The 15,861-nt window shown below is 70.0% G+C and carries 10 protein-coding genes; 4 read left to right on the forward strand and 6 right to left on the reverse strand.

The window, feature by feature from the left end:
- The first annotated feature begins 379 nt into the window (after positions 1-379).
- Positions 380-1,267, forward strand: a complete 888-nt coding sequence (locus tag NOCYR_RS20485; protein WP_014352309.1) for a bile acid:sodium symporter family protein — start codon at positions 380-382, stop codon at positions 1,265-1,267.
- Here the strand turns inward: NOCYR_RS20485 and NOCYR_RS20490 are convergent.
- The gene (locus NOCYR_RS20490) at positions 1,234-7,203 is read right to left on the reverse strand and encodes a non-ribosomal peptide synthetase (RefSeq protein WP_014352310.1); all 5,970 of its coding nucleotides are present in this window, start codon (positions 7,201-7,203) and stop codon (positions 1,234-1,236) included. The genes NOCYR_RS20485 and NOCYR_RS20490 overlap by 34 nt on opposite strands.
- Positions 7,204-7,418: 215 nt before the next feature.
- On the opposite strand from NOCYR_RS20490, the gene NOCYR_RS20495 reads away from it, so the two are divergent.
- Positions 7,419-8,984, forward strand: coding sequence for a molybdopterin-dependent oxidoreductase (locus NOCYR_RS20495; RefSeq protein WP_014352311.1), 1,566 nt, complete (start codon positions 7,419-7,421; stop codon positions 8,982-8,984).
- A gap of 6 nt (positions 8,985-8,990) precedes the next feature.
- Here NOCYR_RS20495 and lexA read toward each other — a convergent pair whose 3' ends face one another.
- From lexA to NOCYR_RS20520, 5 genes are all read right to left on the reverse strand, one after another.
- Positions 8,991-9,635, reverse strand: coding sequence for a transcriptional repressor LexA (gene lexA, locus NOCYR_RS20500; RefSeq protein ID WP_014352312.1), 645 nt, complete (start codon positions 9,633-9,635; stop codon positions 8,991-8,993).
- Positions 9,636-9,708: 73 nt separating this feature from the next.
- Entirely contained in the window at positions 9,709-10,599 is an 891-nt protein-coding gene (locus tag NOCYR_RS20505) for an alpha/beta hydrolase (RefSeq protein ID WP_048833567.1), read from the reverse strand.
- Between the two features lie 122 nt (positions 10,600-10,721).
- Positions 10,722-12,077: a flavin monoamine oxidase family protein gene (locus NOCYR_RS20510; protein WP_014352314.1), complete on the reverse strand. Its 1,356-nt coding sequence runs from the start codon at positions 12,075-12,077 to the stop codon at positions 10,722-10,724.
- 111 nt (positions 12,078-12,188) lie between these two features.
- Complete coding sequence (locus tag NOCYR_RS20515; RefSeq protein ID WP_014352315.1) at positions 12,189-12,809, reverse strand: TetR/AcrR family transcriptional regulator; 621 nt, start codon at positions 12,807-12,809, stop codon at positions 12,189-12,191.
- Positions 12,810-13,178: 369 nt separating this feature from the next.
- Positions 13,179-14,504, reverse strand: coding sequence for a bifunctional o-acetylhomoserine/o-acetylserine sulfhydrylase (locus NOCYR_RS20520; protein ID WP_014352316.1), 1,326 nt, complete (start codon positions 14,502-14,504; stop codon positions 13,179-13,181).
- 218 nt (positions 14,505-14,722) lie between these two features.
- Between NOCYR_RS20520 and NOCYR_RS20525 the strand changes: the two genes are divergently transcribed.
- Both NOCYR_RS20525 and NOCYR_RS20530 read left to right on the forward strand, forming a co-directional pair.
- A complete protein-coding gene (locus tag NOCYR_RS20525; protein ID WP_197538392.1) occupies positions 14,723-15,331 on the forward strand; it encodes a DUF4178 domain-containing protein in 609 nt (202 codons plus the stop codon).
- A 73-nt stretch (positions 15,332-15,404) separates the two neighbouring features.
- Positions 15,405-15,851 carry a DUF4247 domain-containing protein gene (locus tag NOCYR_RS20530; RefSeq protein ID WP_014352318.1) on the forward strand — a complete coding sequence of 149 codons (447 nt, stop codon included), beginning with the start codon at positions 15,405-15,407 and terminating at the stop codon, positions 15,849-15,851.
- The last annotated feature ends 10 nt before the right edge of the window (positions 15,852-15,861 follow it).

The following is a 15,861-nucleotide window of genomic DNA, read 5'->3' on the forward strand; positions in this document are numbered from 1 at the left end:
CGCCGATGCGGCGACCGATCTCTTGATTCGCCCGGCTTCCGGTGTTCGGTCCGTCACGAGCACGTCCTCTCCGGCCGCCGAACCACCCCTCTGGTTCGACCGGCACTGATTCGCTCAGCCCATCGGCGGCAGTGGTAGCCGAGGGCTCGACACGAAGAACTTCGTTACCCGCTTCTGCTGGGCAGTAAACACCCCGCAACCGGGATGCGGTGCGCGAACCGCCGTACCGACCTGCGGGTCTTTCCGGAAAAGTGACCTCCGCCACAGTAGCGTGAAATGGGGTGCGTCACAGCCGTTCACCGGTCCTGGGGACGGCGCGGGCCGTCGTCGTATGACACGATCGGCGAGCGGCAGGCAGGCCGGTTTCGGAAGGACGCGCATGGGCTCAACTGTTTTCGCGGTCGCGCTGCCGATCGCCCTCGGCATCATCATGTTCGGCCTCGGGCTCACCTTGACCGTGGGCGATTTCGCCCGGGTGCTGCGGTATCCGAAGGCCGCGATCGTGGCGTTGACCTGTCAGCTGGTGGTGCTGCCGGTCATCTGTTTCGGCCTGGTGCGGCTGTTCGGGCTCGACGGCGCGCTCGCGGTGGGCATGATGCTGCTGGCCGCCTCCCCCGGTGGCTCATCGGCCAATCTGTTCAGCCATATCGCCGGCGGCAATGTGGCGTTGAATGTGACCCTCACCGCGATCAATTCGGTGCTGGCGGTGTTCACCCTCCCGGTCGTGGTGGGGCTGTCGTACGCGGTCTTCCTCGACGACGCGGCCGGTCTCGGGCTGCAACCGGCCAAGTTCGTGCAGGTGTTCGCCATCGTGCTGGTGCCGGTCGCGCTGGGCATGTGGGTGCGGCACCGGTGGACCGAGTGGGCGTTGCGCAGGCAGCGCACGGTCAAGATCGGCTCGGGCGTGGTGCTGGTGCTGGTGGTCAGTGCCGCGCTGCTGTCGGAATTCGGCTCCTTCACCGAGCATGTGGGCGAGCTCGGCGCGATCGCGCTGCTGCTGTGCACGATCGGCCTCGGCATCGGCTATGGCGTGCCGCGGCTGTTCGGGGTGCGCCACGGCGACGCGATCGCCGCCAGTATGGAAATCGGCATCCACAATGCGGCACTGGCCATCGCCGTCGCGGCGACGGTGCTGAACAACGAGACCATGGCAGTGCCCGCCGCGGTGTACGGCTTCCTGATGAACATCCCGGCGGGCATCGCGACCGTGGCGTTCGCGCGCTCGCGCAAGGATCAGGCCGAGGTACTGGCTCCCTCGGCGTCCTGAGGCTCGGGCAGGACGCCGTCGGCGCGGAAGGCGGCCAGATAGCGGTCGATGACGTCGGCGGTGATCGACGGGCAGGTGATGCCGCCCGGGTCGAGCGCACGGCGCGCGGCACTGTCGTCGAGGATCACATCGGCCACGCCCGGATCGCCGAGGTCGGCGTAGTTGCCGATCAGCAGGGTCGCGCGCATCAGGTCGTCGTGGTCGACGGCCTGTTCGGCGAGTCGCTGCTTGGCCTCGTCCAGGTCGACGGTGTCGATGCGGTAGCCCATCCGCACCAGCCCGGCCAGGATGTCGGCCACCCGCGTCGGGGTGGTGTTGACCAGGTGGAAGCGCCCCGAGTCCGGCAGGCCGGTATTGGCGATGGCGACCAGCGCGCGGGCCACGTAGTCGACCGGGGCGAGCGAGACGGCGGTATCGCCGAGATCCGGTGTGACGCCGAGCAGCGCGGCGGCGCGCACCATCGTCCACATCGAATCGTCGGCGCTCATCACACCGGTCTCGACCGATCCGCAGATGAGCCCCGGCCGGTAGACCGCGACCGGTACGCCGCGTTCGCCCGCCTCGAGCACCAGCTGCTCGGCCACCCATTTGGCGGCCACATAGCCGTGCCTGGTGACCTCGGCGGCCGGAATATCGCTGTCCTCCAGCACGATTCCGCTGGTCTCGGTGCCGAGCACGGCATTGAGGGTGGAGACGAAATGCACCGGTTTGATCCGGACGGTGGTCGCCAGCCGCAACACCTCGGTGGTGCCGCCGACGTTGGCCGCGCGCAGATCCGCGTAGGACTCCAGGTGATTGACCCGGGCGCCGTTGTGGTGGATGACGCTGATCCGGGCGGCCAGATCGGCGAAATCGGCCTCGCTCAGGCCCAGTCGCGGCTGCTCCAGATCGCCGGGGACGGCCACCACCCGCTCGGCCAGGTCGTGGTGCGGCAGCTGGTAGCGGGCCAGCGCGGCGGTGATGCGGCGCAGTCCGTCGGCGCGGTCGCGGCCGCGCACCAGGCACCAGATGCGGGAGTCGGTGCGGTCGAGCAGTTCCCGCAGCAGGTGGACGCCGAGGAAGCCGGTGGCGCCGGTGAGCAGGACGTCACCGGTGTCGACGGGTGGTACCAGGCCGGCGATATCGATGGCCGGGTCGAGGCGGGCGTCGTCGATCAGCTGCGCGACCCAGCGATCGTCACGGTCGGCGGCCGGTTCGAGTGCCGCCAGTGCGCGCACCGTCGGCTGTTCGAACACGGTGCGTGGGTCCACCTCGAGGCCGAGTTCTTCGGCCAGGCGGGTGCGCAGGGTGAACACCAGCAGTGAGGTGCCGCCGAGATCGAAGAAGGTGTCGTCGAGGGTGATCTCGTCGGTGCCGAGGACCTCGGCGAAGACCGCGGCTACGGCGATCTCGCGTGCGGTGGTGGGCAGGGCACGGCCTGTGCCCGCACCGCGGGACCGGTCGGTGTCTCGCGCGGTGGATACCGCCGCGTGCTCGGAATCGTCCCGCCGGTGGTCCGATGGCGAACCGTTCGTGCCGGACGCAGTGCCGATGGTGCTCGCCGGGTCACCGGCGATGCGAGCCACCACATCTTGGAAGCGCCGTGCTATATCCGCCACCGTCGTGCGATCGAATCGTTCAGTCGCGTAACGGAATTCGGCCGCGAGGCCCTGACCGCCCGACCCGGGGCGAAGGGTGAGCGCGAGTTCGAAATGGGTGCTGTCGCGCGGAAGTTCGAGGGTTTCCACCCGCAGCCCGTCCAGTTCCAGCGCCGGTAGCGCGGGCAGGTTCTCGAAGGAGAACACCGTCTGGAACAGCGGCGAACGGCCTTCGGCGCGTGGCGGGTTCACCGCTTCCACGATCTGGTGGAACGGGACGTCGGCGTTGTCGAAGGCATCCAGCGTCGCGTTGCGGACGCGGTCGAGCAGCGCGGTGAACGGCTCCCCCGGCTCGACCGTCACCCGCACCGGCAGGGTGTTGACGAACATGCCGACCAGGTGGTCGAGCGCGGGATGGCCACGCCCCGCCACCGGGGTGCCGACGGTGAGATCGGTGCTGCCGCACAGTTCGTGCAGCACCGCGAGATAGGCGGCGTAGCCGACCATGAAGACGGTGGCGTCGCTGCGGGCCGCGAGTGCGGCGAGCGCGGCAGCGGTCGGCTGGTCGAGGTCGATATCGACGGTGGCGCCGGGGCCTTCGCTCGCGCCGGTCCGATCGGCCGGCAAGACCAGGTGCCCGGGGGTGCCGGCGAGGGTGCGGGTCCAGTACGCGAGCTGCCGGGCCGCCATCGAGTCGCTGTCGGCGCTGTCGCCGAGCCGATGCTGTTGCCACAGCGTGTAATCGGCGTACTGCACCGGCAGCGGCGCCCAGGCGGGCCGGGTGCCGGTGGCGTGCGCGGCGTAGGCGGTGGTCAGGTCGGCGATCAGCGGGCCGACCGACCAGCCGTCGGCGGCGATGTGATGGGCGACCAGCACCAGCACGTGTTCGGTGGCGTCTAGCCGCAGCAACCGCACCCGTACCGGCAGGTCGCGGGTCAGATCGAAGGGCGCGGCGGTGATCTCGGCCAGCCGCTGGTCGAGCTGTGCGCGGTCGACGTCGACCGGGGCGAGATCGATCAGCTCGGCGGCTCGGGCAGCGGTCAGCACTCGCTGGTACGGGCCGGTCGGCGTCTCCGGGTAGACGGTGCGCAGCACCTCGTGACGGTCGACGACGGCGGCGACAGCGGATTCGAGCACGGCCGGATCCAGCGGACCGGTCAGGGCGAGCGCGACCGGCAGATGGTAGGCCGACGATTCCGGCATCAACTGGTTGAGCAGCCACAACCGCAGCTGGGCGGGCGCGGGTGCGAGGCGTTCCGGACGCGGACCCGCTGTCGGAGCGAGCGATTCGCCGGGGCGCTGGTCGATGCGCTGGGCCAGAGTCGCGACGGTCGGCGCGTCGAAGACGGTGCGCACCGCGGTGCCGAGGCGCGCGGCGACCTGCGTCGCGGTCAGCGAGGTACCGCCGAGGGCGAAGAAATCGTCACCGGCACCGACCGATTCGACGCCGAGCACCTCGGCGAACACCGCCGCCACCTGACGTTCGGCGGCCGTGGCGGGTGCGCGGAATCCGGTGCGGCCGAAGACCGGTGCGGGCAGCTTGCGGGTGTCGAGCTTGCCGTTCGGGGTCAGCGGCAGGGTGTCGAGCACGGTGTAGGCGGCCGGGCGCAGGTAGGCGGGCAGGGCGTCGGCCAGGTCGGCACGCAACGCGTCGAGATCGATGGTCGCCCCGGATGCCGGCACGAGATAGGCCACCAGATGCGCGCCGGTGCGCGGATCGGTATGCACGGTGACGGCGGCGCGGGCGATCTCGGCGCGCGCGGTGAGCACGGTCTCGATCTCCCCCGGCTCGATCCGGTGCCCGCGCACCTTGATCTGGAAGTCGGTGCGGCCGTGATAGAGCAGCGCCGGTTCGGGGTCGTCGGTGACGGTCACCAGATCGCCGGTGCGGTACAGCCGCTCGCCCCGACGGTACGGGTCGGCCACGAATCGGGCCGCGGTCAACCCGGGCTTGCCGTGATAGCCACGGGCCAGCGCGGGCCCGCCGATGTAGAGCTCACCGGGCGTTCCCGGCGGCACCGGACGTAGCAGCGAATCGAATACGACCGCGCGGAAACCGCGCAGCGGTGCGCCGATGGTGACCGGCGCACCGGCCACCAGTTCGCCGATGGTGGCGATATCGGTGGCCTCGGTGGGCCCGTAGCCGTTGCGCATCAGGCGGCCCGGTGCCCAGGCCTCGACCAGATCGGCGCGGATGGCCTCGCCGCCGACACCGAGCACGCGCAGCGACGGCAGGGCCGCCGGATCTAGGGTGGCCAGCACGGCGGGGGTGATGATCGCGTTGGTCACCGCCTCGCGGCGCATGAGTTCGGCCAGATCCGCACCCGCCACCACATACCGGGGCGCGACGACGAGGGTGGCCGCGCCGGCGAGCGCGCACAACTGCTCACCGACCGCCATATCGAATCCGGGTGAGGCGTGATGCAGCGTGCGCGCACCGGGATGCAGGTCGTAGCGGTCGCGGCGTTCGGCGGCCAGGTTCGCCAGGCCGCCGTGGGTGACCAGCACGCCCTTCGGGGTGCCGGTCGACCCGGAGGTGTAGATGAGATAGGCCGGTTGGGCCGGATCGAGCGCGGCATGGCGCTCGGCGTCGGTGATCGGTCCCGCGCGGAACTGCGCGGTGGTCGCCGGATCATCGAGCAGCAGCCAGGTCGTGGCCTCGGGCAGAGCTTCACGTAGCGCCGAGGTGCTCACGCCCAGCCGCGCACCGCTGTCGCCGAGGATGTGCGCGATACGCTCGGCCGGATAGCCGGGATCGATCGGCACGAACGCGGCGCCGGCCTTGCTGATCGCCCAGACCGCGGCCACCGATTCCGCCGACCGTTCCAGCACCATGGCGACCAGAGTTTCCGGTCCGGCGCCTGCGGCGATGAGGGCTCGGGCAATGCGGTCGGTCCAGGCGTCGAATTCCGCGTACGTCCACCGGCGGTCACCGTGCACGACGGCGGTGCCCTGCGGATTACGCGCGACCGCCGCCGCGATCAACTCCGCCATCGGCACCGAGGCCACCGGCTCGGATCCGACCCACGGCACCAGCCGCGCGCGTTCCTCCGGCCGCAGCACCTCGATCGCGTGCACAGTGTTGTCGGCGGGCCCGGTGACGATCTCGCCCAGGAAGTCCAGGAATCGCCGGTGGTGGGCGATCAACTCCGCACGGGTGTACCGATTCGGGTTGCCTTCCCATTCCACGCGCAGGCCGGATTCGGCGGCGGGGTAGATATTGAGCGCGAGGTCGGCGACCGGGCCGGTGGACAGCAGGTGCAGGGTGCCGGTCGCGGCACCGAGATCGACGCCCGCGCGGAAGTTCATGATGTTGACCGCCGGGCCGAATCCGCCCGCCTCCGGGCCGCGCTGCGCGATCCGGGCCACCTCTTCACCGCGGAACCGCTGATGACGCAGCGCCCCGCTCAGCTCCCGGCGCGCGGCGGCGAGGAGGTCGGCGATAGTGGCCGCGCGCCCGGTGCCCACTCGCAGCGGCACCACGTTGTTGACCATGCCGCCGGCGCGGCGCAAGACCGCGGTGGTGCGGGCGGTCACCGGCAGGCTCAACGTCACCTCGGGCGCGCCGGTCATTCGGGCGAGGTACCCGGCCAGCGCGGCCACCAGCACGGCGGCGGTTCCGGCACCGTCGGCAGTCTGCTCCAGCGCGGCGTGCAGATGTGGCTCGAGCGCACCGCCGACGACGATGGCCTGGGCCGCCGGCGGTCCGGGTCGCGTCGCGAGTGTCACTGGATCGGGTAGACCGTCGACCTTCTCAGCCCAATACCGGCGATCGGTCTCGTGCCGGGTCGAGTGCAGGTAGGCGAGATCGGCGTCGACCAGCTCGGCAGGCGATACCTCGGCGCCGGCGGGCGGCTGCGTGCCGCGCACCATCGCCGCGTACAGCTCGGCGTGGCGCTGCTGCAACCGCATGGCGCCGTAGCCGTCGAGAGCGATGTGGTGGGCCCGGCCGTAGATGAAATGCCGGTCGGGCCCGATGTGCAGGATCGTCGTCTGCAACGGCGGATCGTTGCGCAGATCGAACGGCTTGTGCTGCTCGGCCAGCATCCAGGCGCGCGCGGCCGATTCCGGGTCGGCTTCGGCGCGCAGATCGAGGTAGCCGATCTCGTCGTCCTGGTCGTAGTCGATCCACTGCCGCACCTGGCCGTCGAACTCGACGTCGAAGCGCAGATAGGCGCCCAGCTCGCGGGCCGCTCGCCGCGCGGCCTCCTGGTAGGCGTCACGGTCCAGCGGGCCGACGACGTCGATGTATTGGGTGGTGGTCACCGGAACATCGCCCAGCAGCTGCTGGGCAAACCACACTTCCCGCTGCGCCGACGTCAACGGCAGGGTTTCACCGACTTCGCCGGACGAACTCATCGCGCTCTACCTTGCAAACTAGCGGGCCAAAGCCAAGAGGTTAGCCTAGCCTTTGCCCAGAATCCACCCGAGCGTCACCGACGGTAGAGATTGCTATCTATTTGCTGCCTGCTCCCCGTGGTGCGAATTCCACGGCCCATCCCGCGAGCCGCCGCACGAGAGTACTGTCCGAAGCACGGCTGCATCGCCCGTCCCGAGCCGTTGACGAGGGCGCCATGAACAACCGAACCCATTCGGCCGCACCCGAACCCGCACCGGCGGTGGCGGCCCCGGCACCGACTCGGTTCGCCGCGGCCGTCGCGGGCATCCTGGCGGGCGCGATGGTCCTCGGCGTCGGGCATCTGGTTGCCGCGTTCTTCGCCCCGGACGCGTCACCGGTCTATGTGATGGGCGCGACCGTTGTCGACACCACACCGCGGCCGGTCGAGGAATGGGCGATCCGGGAGTTCGGCAGTGCCGACAAGGCGGTGCTGTTCCTGGTGATGGCGGTGGTGATGATCGTCGTCGCGGCCTGCGCCGGGCTGCTCGACCGCAGGCACCGCTACGGCAGCGTGTTGCTCGCCGTCGCCGGTGCGGCCGTGATGTGGGCGGCGACGCGACGTCCGGACGCCACCCTCGGCTGGGCGCTGCCCACTCTGCTCGGCCTGGTCGCCGGGATCGCGACGCTGCGCCTGCTCCTGGATCGGGCACCCACCGCCCCCGGCCCCACCGAGCCGAGCCGACGGCGATTCCTCGCCCTGGCGGTGACGGCGGGCGCACTCGCGGCGGGGTCGGCGGCCCTCGGCCAGTGGATCGGCACGCGCCTGCGCGATATCGCCGCGGATCGGGCCGGTTTCGCAGTGCCCTCCCCCGCCACACCCGCACCGGCGGTTCCCGAGGGCGCCGATCTGCCCATCGACGGCCTCACCGATTTCGTCACCTCCAACCACGCCTTCTATCGCGTCGACACCGCGCTCCGGTTGCCGGCACTCACCAGCGACGACTGGCGGCTGCGCATTCACGGCCTGGTGGCGCGGCCGGTCGAGTACACCTTCGAGCAGTTGCGCCGGCGACCGGCCGTCGCCCGGATGATCACCCTGACCTGCGTATCCAACGAGGTCGGTGGCGACCTGGCCGGTAATGCCCTGTGGACCGGCTATCCGCTGGCCGAGCTGCTCGCCGAGGCCGGACCGGAACCGGGCGCGGATATGGTGCTCTCCCGCAGCAGCGACGGCTTCACCGCGAGCACACCGCTGGCCGCGCTCACCGACGGGCGCGACGCCCTGCTCGCGGTCGGGATGAACGGCGCGCCGCTGCCGGTGTCACACGGCTATCCGGCGCGGCTGGTGGTGCCCGGGCTGTACGGCTATGTCTCGGCTACCAAATGGGTGGTGGAGCTGGAGGTCACCAGATTCGATGCCGCGCAGGCGTATTGGACCCGCCGTGGGTGGGCCGAGCGAGCGCCGGTGAAGACCGCCTCGCGCATCGACGTGCCCCGCGACCGCGCCACCCTGCCGGCCGGGCCGATCGTGGTCGCGGGTGTCGCCTGGGCACAGCACTCCGGCATCGACCTGGTCGAGGTGCAGGTGGACGATCAGCCGTGGCGGCCCGCCACCCTCGCCGCCGAGTACTCGATCGATACCTGGCGTCAGTGGTGGTGGCAGTGGCCGGCCGAACCGGGCACCCACACGCTGCGGGTGCGCGCCACCGACCGCACCGGCTACCGGCAAACCGACCGGCGCACACCGCCGTTCCCGGACGGGGCCACTGGCTGGCACAGCCGCACCATCACGGTGCGCTGAGCCGGCTCAGACCCGCCGCATCACCGACACCACCTTACCGAGCACCACCGCGCGGTCACCGTCGATGACGTCGTAGGCGGGATTACGCGGTTCCAGGTACACGTGCCCATTGCGGCGCCGGTACACCTTCACCGTGGCCTCGTCGTCGATCATGGCCGCGACGATGTCGCCGGAATGCGCCTCGTGCTGCTGGCGTACCACCACGATGTCGCCGTCGCAGATGGCGGCCTCGATCATCGAGTCACCGCGCACCCGCAGTCCGAATACCGTTCCGCGCCCGACCAGTTCCCGCGAGAGCATGAGCATGTCGTCGGTGTGTTCCTCGGCCAGGATCGGCGTGCCCGCCGCGATATCGCCGACGACCGGCACCGCGACGGTCCCCTCGGCGGCGACCCGCTGCTCGGTCTCGCGCAGGAACAACCGCACGTCGATGGGTCGCGCCATCGCCTCGCCGCGACGCAGGAAACCCTTCTCCTCCAGGGCTTTCAGATGCCGCGACACCGACGACGCGGACCGCAGCCCCACCGCGTCGCCGAGCTGACGGGTGCTGGGCGGATAGCCACGCTCGAGCACCCACCGCGCAATGGTGGCGAGGATGTCGCGCTGCCGCGGCGGCAGGGTCGAGGTGTCGAGGTGCTCGTATCCGCTCACCCGGGGAATCGTAGAGGTGTGCCATTCGGGCAGCTACACATGCCGCCTGGAATCGGTGCCGCCGGACTGCCGTTCAGACGCCGACCCGGCGCAGGATGTCGGCCTTCGCGGCAGCCCAGGCCGGCGAACGCACGTCGCCGAAATCGGCGTGGCCGCCGCCGGGCAGCAGGTGCAGGGTGACCGGATCGCCTGCCGCGCGGGCGGCGCGGGCGTAGTTGCGGCTCTGGTCCGGTGAGACGGTGGCGTCCTGGTCGCCGTGGACGACGGTGACCGGCAGCCCGACCGGTAGATGCTCGATGGGCGAGGCGATGCGGTAGCGGTCGGGCTGCTCATCCGGCAGCCCGCCCAGCAGATCGCGCACGAACCGGTCGTGGCCGTTGATCGCGGCCAGGCGTAGATCGAGCACACCGGCCATGATGGTCGCGCCGGCCAGCCGCACGTGCGGGTCGGCGCCGGGCGCGTCGGTGCCGTCGATGGTGTGCCGTCCCGCCAGCCAGGCCGCCAGATGCCCGCCTGCTGAATGCCCGGCCACATGCACACGTTTCAGGTCCAGGCGCCCGCCGGCCCGTTGCTGCACCACGGTCGCCAGAGATTCGGTCGCATCGTCGACATCGGCGAGGGTCACCGGCCAGCCGCCCACCCCACCGACCCTGCGGTACTCCACATTCCACACCGCCACCCCGTGCGCGACCAGGTCCTCGGCCAGCACCGCCATGTAGCTCAGGTCGTGCACCTGCTCCCAGCCCCCGCCGTGCACGAGCACGACGACCGGGAGATGGGCGGACTGCCCGGCGGGCAGATAGAGATCGCCGAAATTGTCGTCGGTCTCGCCATAGCTGATCCGGATCGGATCCGGCCGCGCCCCGTCGGCCGGGCTCGTCGCCGGCGCGGCCGTCTCACCCGACCCGCATCCGCTCAGCAGCGTCACCAGCAGCACACAGACCAGCACTAACGCTCGTCGCATCCGACCTCCCACCTCGCACCGAACCAGGGCCGTCACCTTCGCATTCAAACAGGCGGCGCCCCCGGATTCGGGCGCACTCGCCGGCCAACCCCTGCCGGCGAGCGCGTGAAGGTCGGGCAGCCCTACTGGTCGCTCAGCTCCGCGAGGACCTCATCGGCCGCGCGGCGCCCCGACCGGACGGCACCGTCCATGTACCCGTTCCAGATCTCGGCGGTCTCCGCACCGGCCCAGTGGATCCGCCCGACCGGTGCGGCCAGCGCCGCCCCGAATTGGGTCCAGACACCTGCGCCCAGCCGGCCGCCGTAACAGCCGCGGGTGAATTCCTCGGCGTTCCAATCCTGTTCCAGGACATCGAACGGTTCGGCCGCCTTCGTGCCGAAGTACTTCACCAGGGTGTTCACCACGAGCTCGCGCCGCTGGTCCGGCGTCATCTCCTGGGCCCGGCGCGCGTGGGCGCCCTCGAGGAAGCCGACCAGCACCCCACACGATCCATCGGGCGGCGAATTGTCCAGGACCGGACTGAAACCGTCGTCGAGGCTGAGCGCGAAGCCGTTGAGGCCCTGCTCGCGCCAGAACGGCGTGTCGTAACCGATCTGGAACTTGATCACCGAACCGGCGGGCATCTGCTGGGTCAATCCGTCGCGCTGCGCGGGCAGCGCCGGGACATAGCGCAGGCGCCCGGCCAGCGTCGGCGGGATGGCGACGATCACCCGCTGCGCGGTGACGCTGCCGCCCTCGTACTCGACGACCACGCCATCGTCGTCCTGGCGGATCGTCCGGACCACGGCACCGAGCCGGACCGCGTCGCCCAGATCGGCGGCCATCCGCTCGGAAATCTGGTGTGTGCCACCGACCACCCGGGTCTCCTGCGCTCCACCGGTGGTGCCGATGAGGGTGTACAGGTTGGTCCCGGATTTGAGGTAGAAGAGGAAGTGCAGCAGCGACAGCTCCGGCGCCTCCGCGGAGAACAGCGCCGGCACCAGCACACCGAACAGCTGCCGCGCGAGTTCGTCATCGGTGTTCGCGGACAGCCAGGCGTCCAGCGTCTGCCGGTCCAGGCCGTCGGCGTTCTCGGTCTCCCAGGGCGCGGCGGTGGTGACCGTGGCCGCCAGGGCTTCCAGCTCCATCCACAGACGGCCGACCTCCATGGCCGAATCCGCGGGCAGCCCGAACGTTTCGTCGGCGTACCGCACGACCTGGCCCTGCGCGACGGTCAGGTTGTCACCGTCGTCGTAGGTAGGGAAGGTCGCCAGACCGAGTTCGTCGACCAGCTCGCGCACCACGTCCTGGGTGGGACCGATCCATTGCCCGCCCAGTTCCACCGGTACGCCATTGCTGAGGAAGCCGCCGAGGTTGCGGCCGCCGACCCGGTCGCGCGCTTCGAGCACCCGCACGCTACGTCCGGCGGCGGCCAGCACGCGCGCCGCACTCAGGCCGGCGAGACCGGCGCCCACAACGACGACATCCACATCCCGCATCGCCACTCCTCCATAGATAAGTCGGTCGCATGACTGATATGACGGAGGTTACGTGGGCCACACCTGAGAGACAACCCCTGACGGGGTATCAATTCATACGGCCGACCGAATTCAGTCTGCGGACGGCGACGCCGAGCGGATGCCGGCGACCGCGATCATCATGTCGATCGCGGTTTCCAGGTTCTCCCGCGATCTGCCGGCATTGGGGTCGCACACATGCTGGAGAACGAGCCCGTCCACGCAGGCCAGCATCACCCGCGCGAGCCGGCCGAACGGCACGGTGCACGTCTGGCCGGCCTCCTGGGCCGCGCGCTGGCACCATTCGGCGATGATGGCCGCGTAACGCTCGTACTGCCAGCGCGCGAGACTCTCCTGCCCGGGCGTGCGCAAGGCGTAGGTGACGAGTTCATACTGCATGACCTGCAGGTCCGTCCGGTCGGTGACCAGATGCGACCAGAAGCTGCGCACACCCTGACGGATCGCGTGCTCGAGCCCGTCTCCCAGCTCCATCGCGCCCTCGAGCACCGTCGCGATCTCGTCGATCACATCCTCGATCACCGCCCGCAGCAGCTGCTCTTTCGAGGGGAAGACGTACTGCATCGTGCCCAGCGGGACCCCGGCCTCGGCGGCGACGGCACGCAACGACGTCCCCGCCACTCCGCCGCGGGCGAAAGCGACCCGGGCGGCCGCCACCAACTGCGCGCGGCGCACCGACGCTTCTACATACGGCATGACATCTCCTCCTCGGTCGCGTGACTGGGATTCTGCCATGCCTATCGCAGTGGCGATGATCGGCAACGCCGCGAAGTCAGTCGCATGACCGACACCTCGCGGCATATGCGACACCGGATGCTCGCCGGTCAACGGGGTCGGCTACAGGGACGCCGCGGCCCGCGCCGAGGGCTGCCGGGATGACAGCACCCCGCCGATGTCCGGCAGCACATCGGCAGGGTGGTGTTCGCGATGAGATCGGCTGACGCATCGAGCGACAGCCGCACGCGGTGTGCGGCGCTCCGGTCCCCTCATCTACCGGCACGGCGCGGTCGCCGCAGGGCAGGGCCGGCGGATTCGCGTGGGACGGACCCGAATCCGCGCGGGAACTTATCGCGTGGCGTCCAATCCGTTGCGCAGGTCGGTGAGGATGTCGTCGATTTCTTCGATGCCGACGGCGAGGCGGACGAGTCCGGGGGTGACGCCTGCGGCGAGTTGTTGTTCGGGGGTGAGTTGGGAGTGGGTGGTGGAGGCGGGGTGGATGACCAGCGACCGCACGTCGCCGATGTTGGCGACGTGGGAGTGCAGGGTCAGTGCGTCGACGAATTTCTTGCCGGCGTCGACCCCTCCGGCCAGTTCGAACGACACGATCGCCCCGACGCCTTTGGGGGCGAGTTGGCGGCCGCGTTCGTACCAGGGTGAGGACGGTAGTCCGGCGTAGGCGACCGATTCCACCTGCGGCTGCTCGGTGAGGAACTGGGCGACAGCGACCGCGTTGGTGACGTGGCGTTCGATGCGCAGGCTCAGGGTTTCGATGCCTTGGGCGATGAGGAAGGCGTTGAACGGTGAGATCGCCGAGCCGAGGTCGCGCAGGAGTTGGACGCGGGCTTTCAGCGCGTAGGCGGGTGCGCCGAGGTCGGCGAAGACCGCACCGTGATAGCTGGGATCCGGGGTGGTGAACCCGGGAAACCGCGGTGCACCGGTGGTGTCGGTGGTGGTCCAGTCGAAGGTGCCGCCGTCGACGATCACGCCCGCGACCGCGGCGCCGTGGCCGCCGAGGTATTTGGTGGCCGAGTGCACCACGATGTCGGCACCGTGGGCCAGCGGCTGGATGAGGTAGGGGGTGGCGACGGTGTTGTCCACGATCAACGGCACACCCGCCGCATGCGCGACCTGCGCCACCCCCGGAATGTCGAAAATGTGGTTCTGCGGATTCGACACCGTCTCGCCGTAGAACGCCTTGGTATTCGGGCGCACCGCGGCCTTCCACTGCTCCAGATCATCCGGATCGTCCACGAACGACACCTCGATACCGAGCTTGGGCAGCGAGTAGCGGAACAGGTTGTAGGTGCCGCCGTACAACCGCGGGCTCGACACGATGTGGTCACCGGACCCGGCGATATTCAGGATCGCGAAGGTCTCCGCCGCCTGCCCGGACGCCACCAGCAGCGCCGCCACACCACCCTCGAGGGCGGCGATGCGCTGCTCCACCGCGTCCTGGGTGGGGTTCATGATCCGGGTGTAGATGTTGCCGGGCTCGGCCAACCCGAACAACGCCGCCGCATGATCGGTATCGCGGAACGCGTAGGAGGTGGTCTGGTAGATCGGCAACGCGCGGGCACCGGTGCTCTCGCAGGCCGCCTGACCGGCATGGATCTGCTTGGTCTCGAACGACCAGGAGGCGGTCGGGTCGGCCGGCGGAACGGATTCGGTCATCGGGGCGAGGCTCCTCTGGTTGCGGTTGCCGATCAGGCGAAAGCTGGTGATCCGGTGGTCACCGCGCATCACGCTAGAAAGGCGCGCCCCCGCTGACGAGGGTTGCGCTCACGCTGAACCAAACGGTGGCCGCGACGCCGCTCATCGCCCCGGCGGGCGGCAAGAGTGTTAAGGTCCCCCAGGAGTTCGGACCGGGAGGGGTTGTCATCACCGCATTCTTGATCGTCGCGCTGATCGTGGTCATCGTCCTGGCCTGCGTCTCGTTCTACATGGTGTACAAGCTCACCAAGGACAAGCGCGCACAGGAGCAGGCCCGGCCGTCCGCACCGGTGGACCCGTTCGCCGACAAGGACGCCGACGCCCTGCGCGGTGACCCGCGCTCCCTGAAGGCCGGTGACATCGTCGACATCTTCGGCCAGACCTACACCGTGCGCGGCACCCTCCGCCTCAAAGAAGGCGGCTACCAGTGGGCCGAACACCTGCTCGACACCGGCAACGACGTCCAGCACTGGCTCTCGGTGGAGGAAGACCCCGACCTCGAACTCGTGCTGTGGACCGAAACCGCGGGCCTGCCCGCGCCCGGCCCGGCCGAACTGGAACACCAGGGCAAGCGCTTCCGGCTGGAAGAGACCGGCACCGCCCGGTTCGCCAGCGAAGCCACCACCGGCCTGGCGCCCAGCGGTGTGCTCACCTACCACGACTACGTCGCCGATGACGGCACCCGCCTGGCGTTCGAGGAGTTCGGCGACGCCGGCCGCAAAGAGGGCACCCTCGGTCAGGTGCTCAACCGCAGTGCCGTCATGATCTACCCGCAGCAGCCGTCGTGAGCGAGCGCAGCGAGCGAACCATCGGCACAGCGCCCACGGGAACGACGGAGCCGAGCGCCAGCGAGGTGGAGTCGTGAGCCGTACTGCTTGGCTGATCACCGGTATCGGCTCGGTGATCGTGGCCATCGCGCTGGTGGTCGCCCTCATCGCCCGCGCCGGTGCCAGCGATGAGCCGCGCGACTACATCGCCGATCACTACACCCGCGCCGCCGCGCTCGACGAACCGAACAACGGCCTGGCCTACACCGCCACCGCCGCCGCGCCGATCGTGGCGAACGAGATCGCCCGGGCGGCGCGGCCGCTGGACAAGCGCAGCACCGAGGACAAGATCTTCCTGCAGTACCGCGACGACATCATTGCCGTCACCCCGTACCAGGGCGGATCCAAGATCCTGGTCGACGACTACCGCACCGGGCATCGTCGCCACAGCCACTACGTCAGCACCTACGGCTGGGCCAGCAGCGGTGGCGGCGGATCCGGTGGCGGCTTCCGCGGCGGCGGCAGCGGCGACGGCAAATAGCCCATCCGCC

The sequence above is a fragment of the Nocardia cyriacigeorgica GUH-2 genome, assembly GCF_000284035.1.
In the GTDB taxonomy this organism is placed as follows: Bacteria; Actinomycetota; Actinomycetes; order Mycobacteriales; family Mycobacteriaceae; genus Nocardia; species Nocardia cyriacigeorgica_B.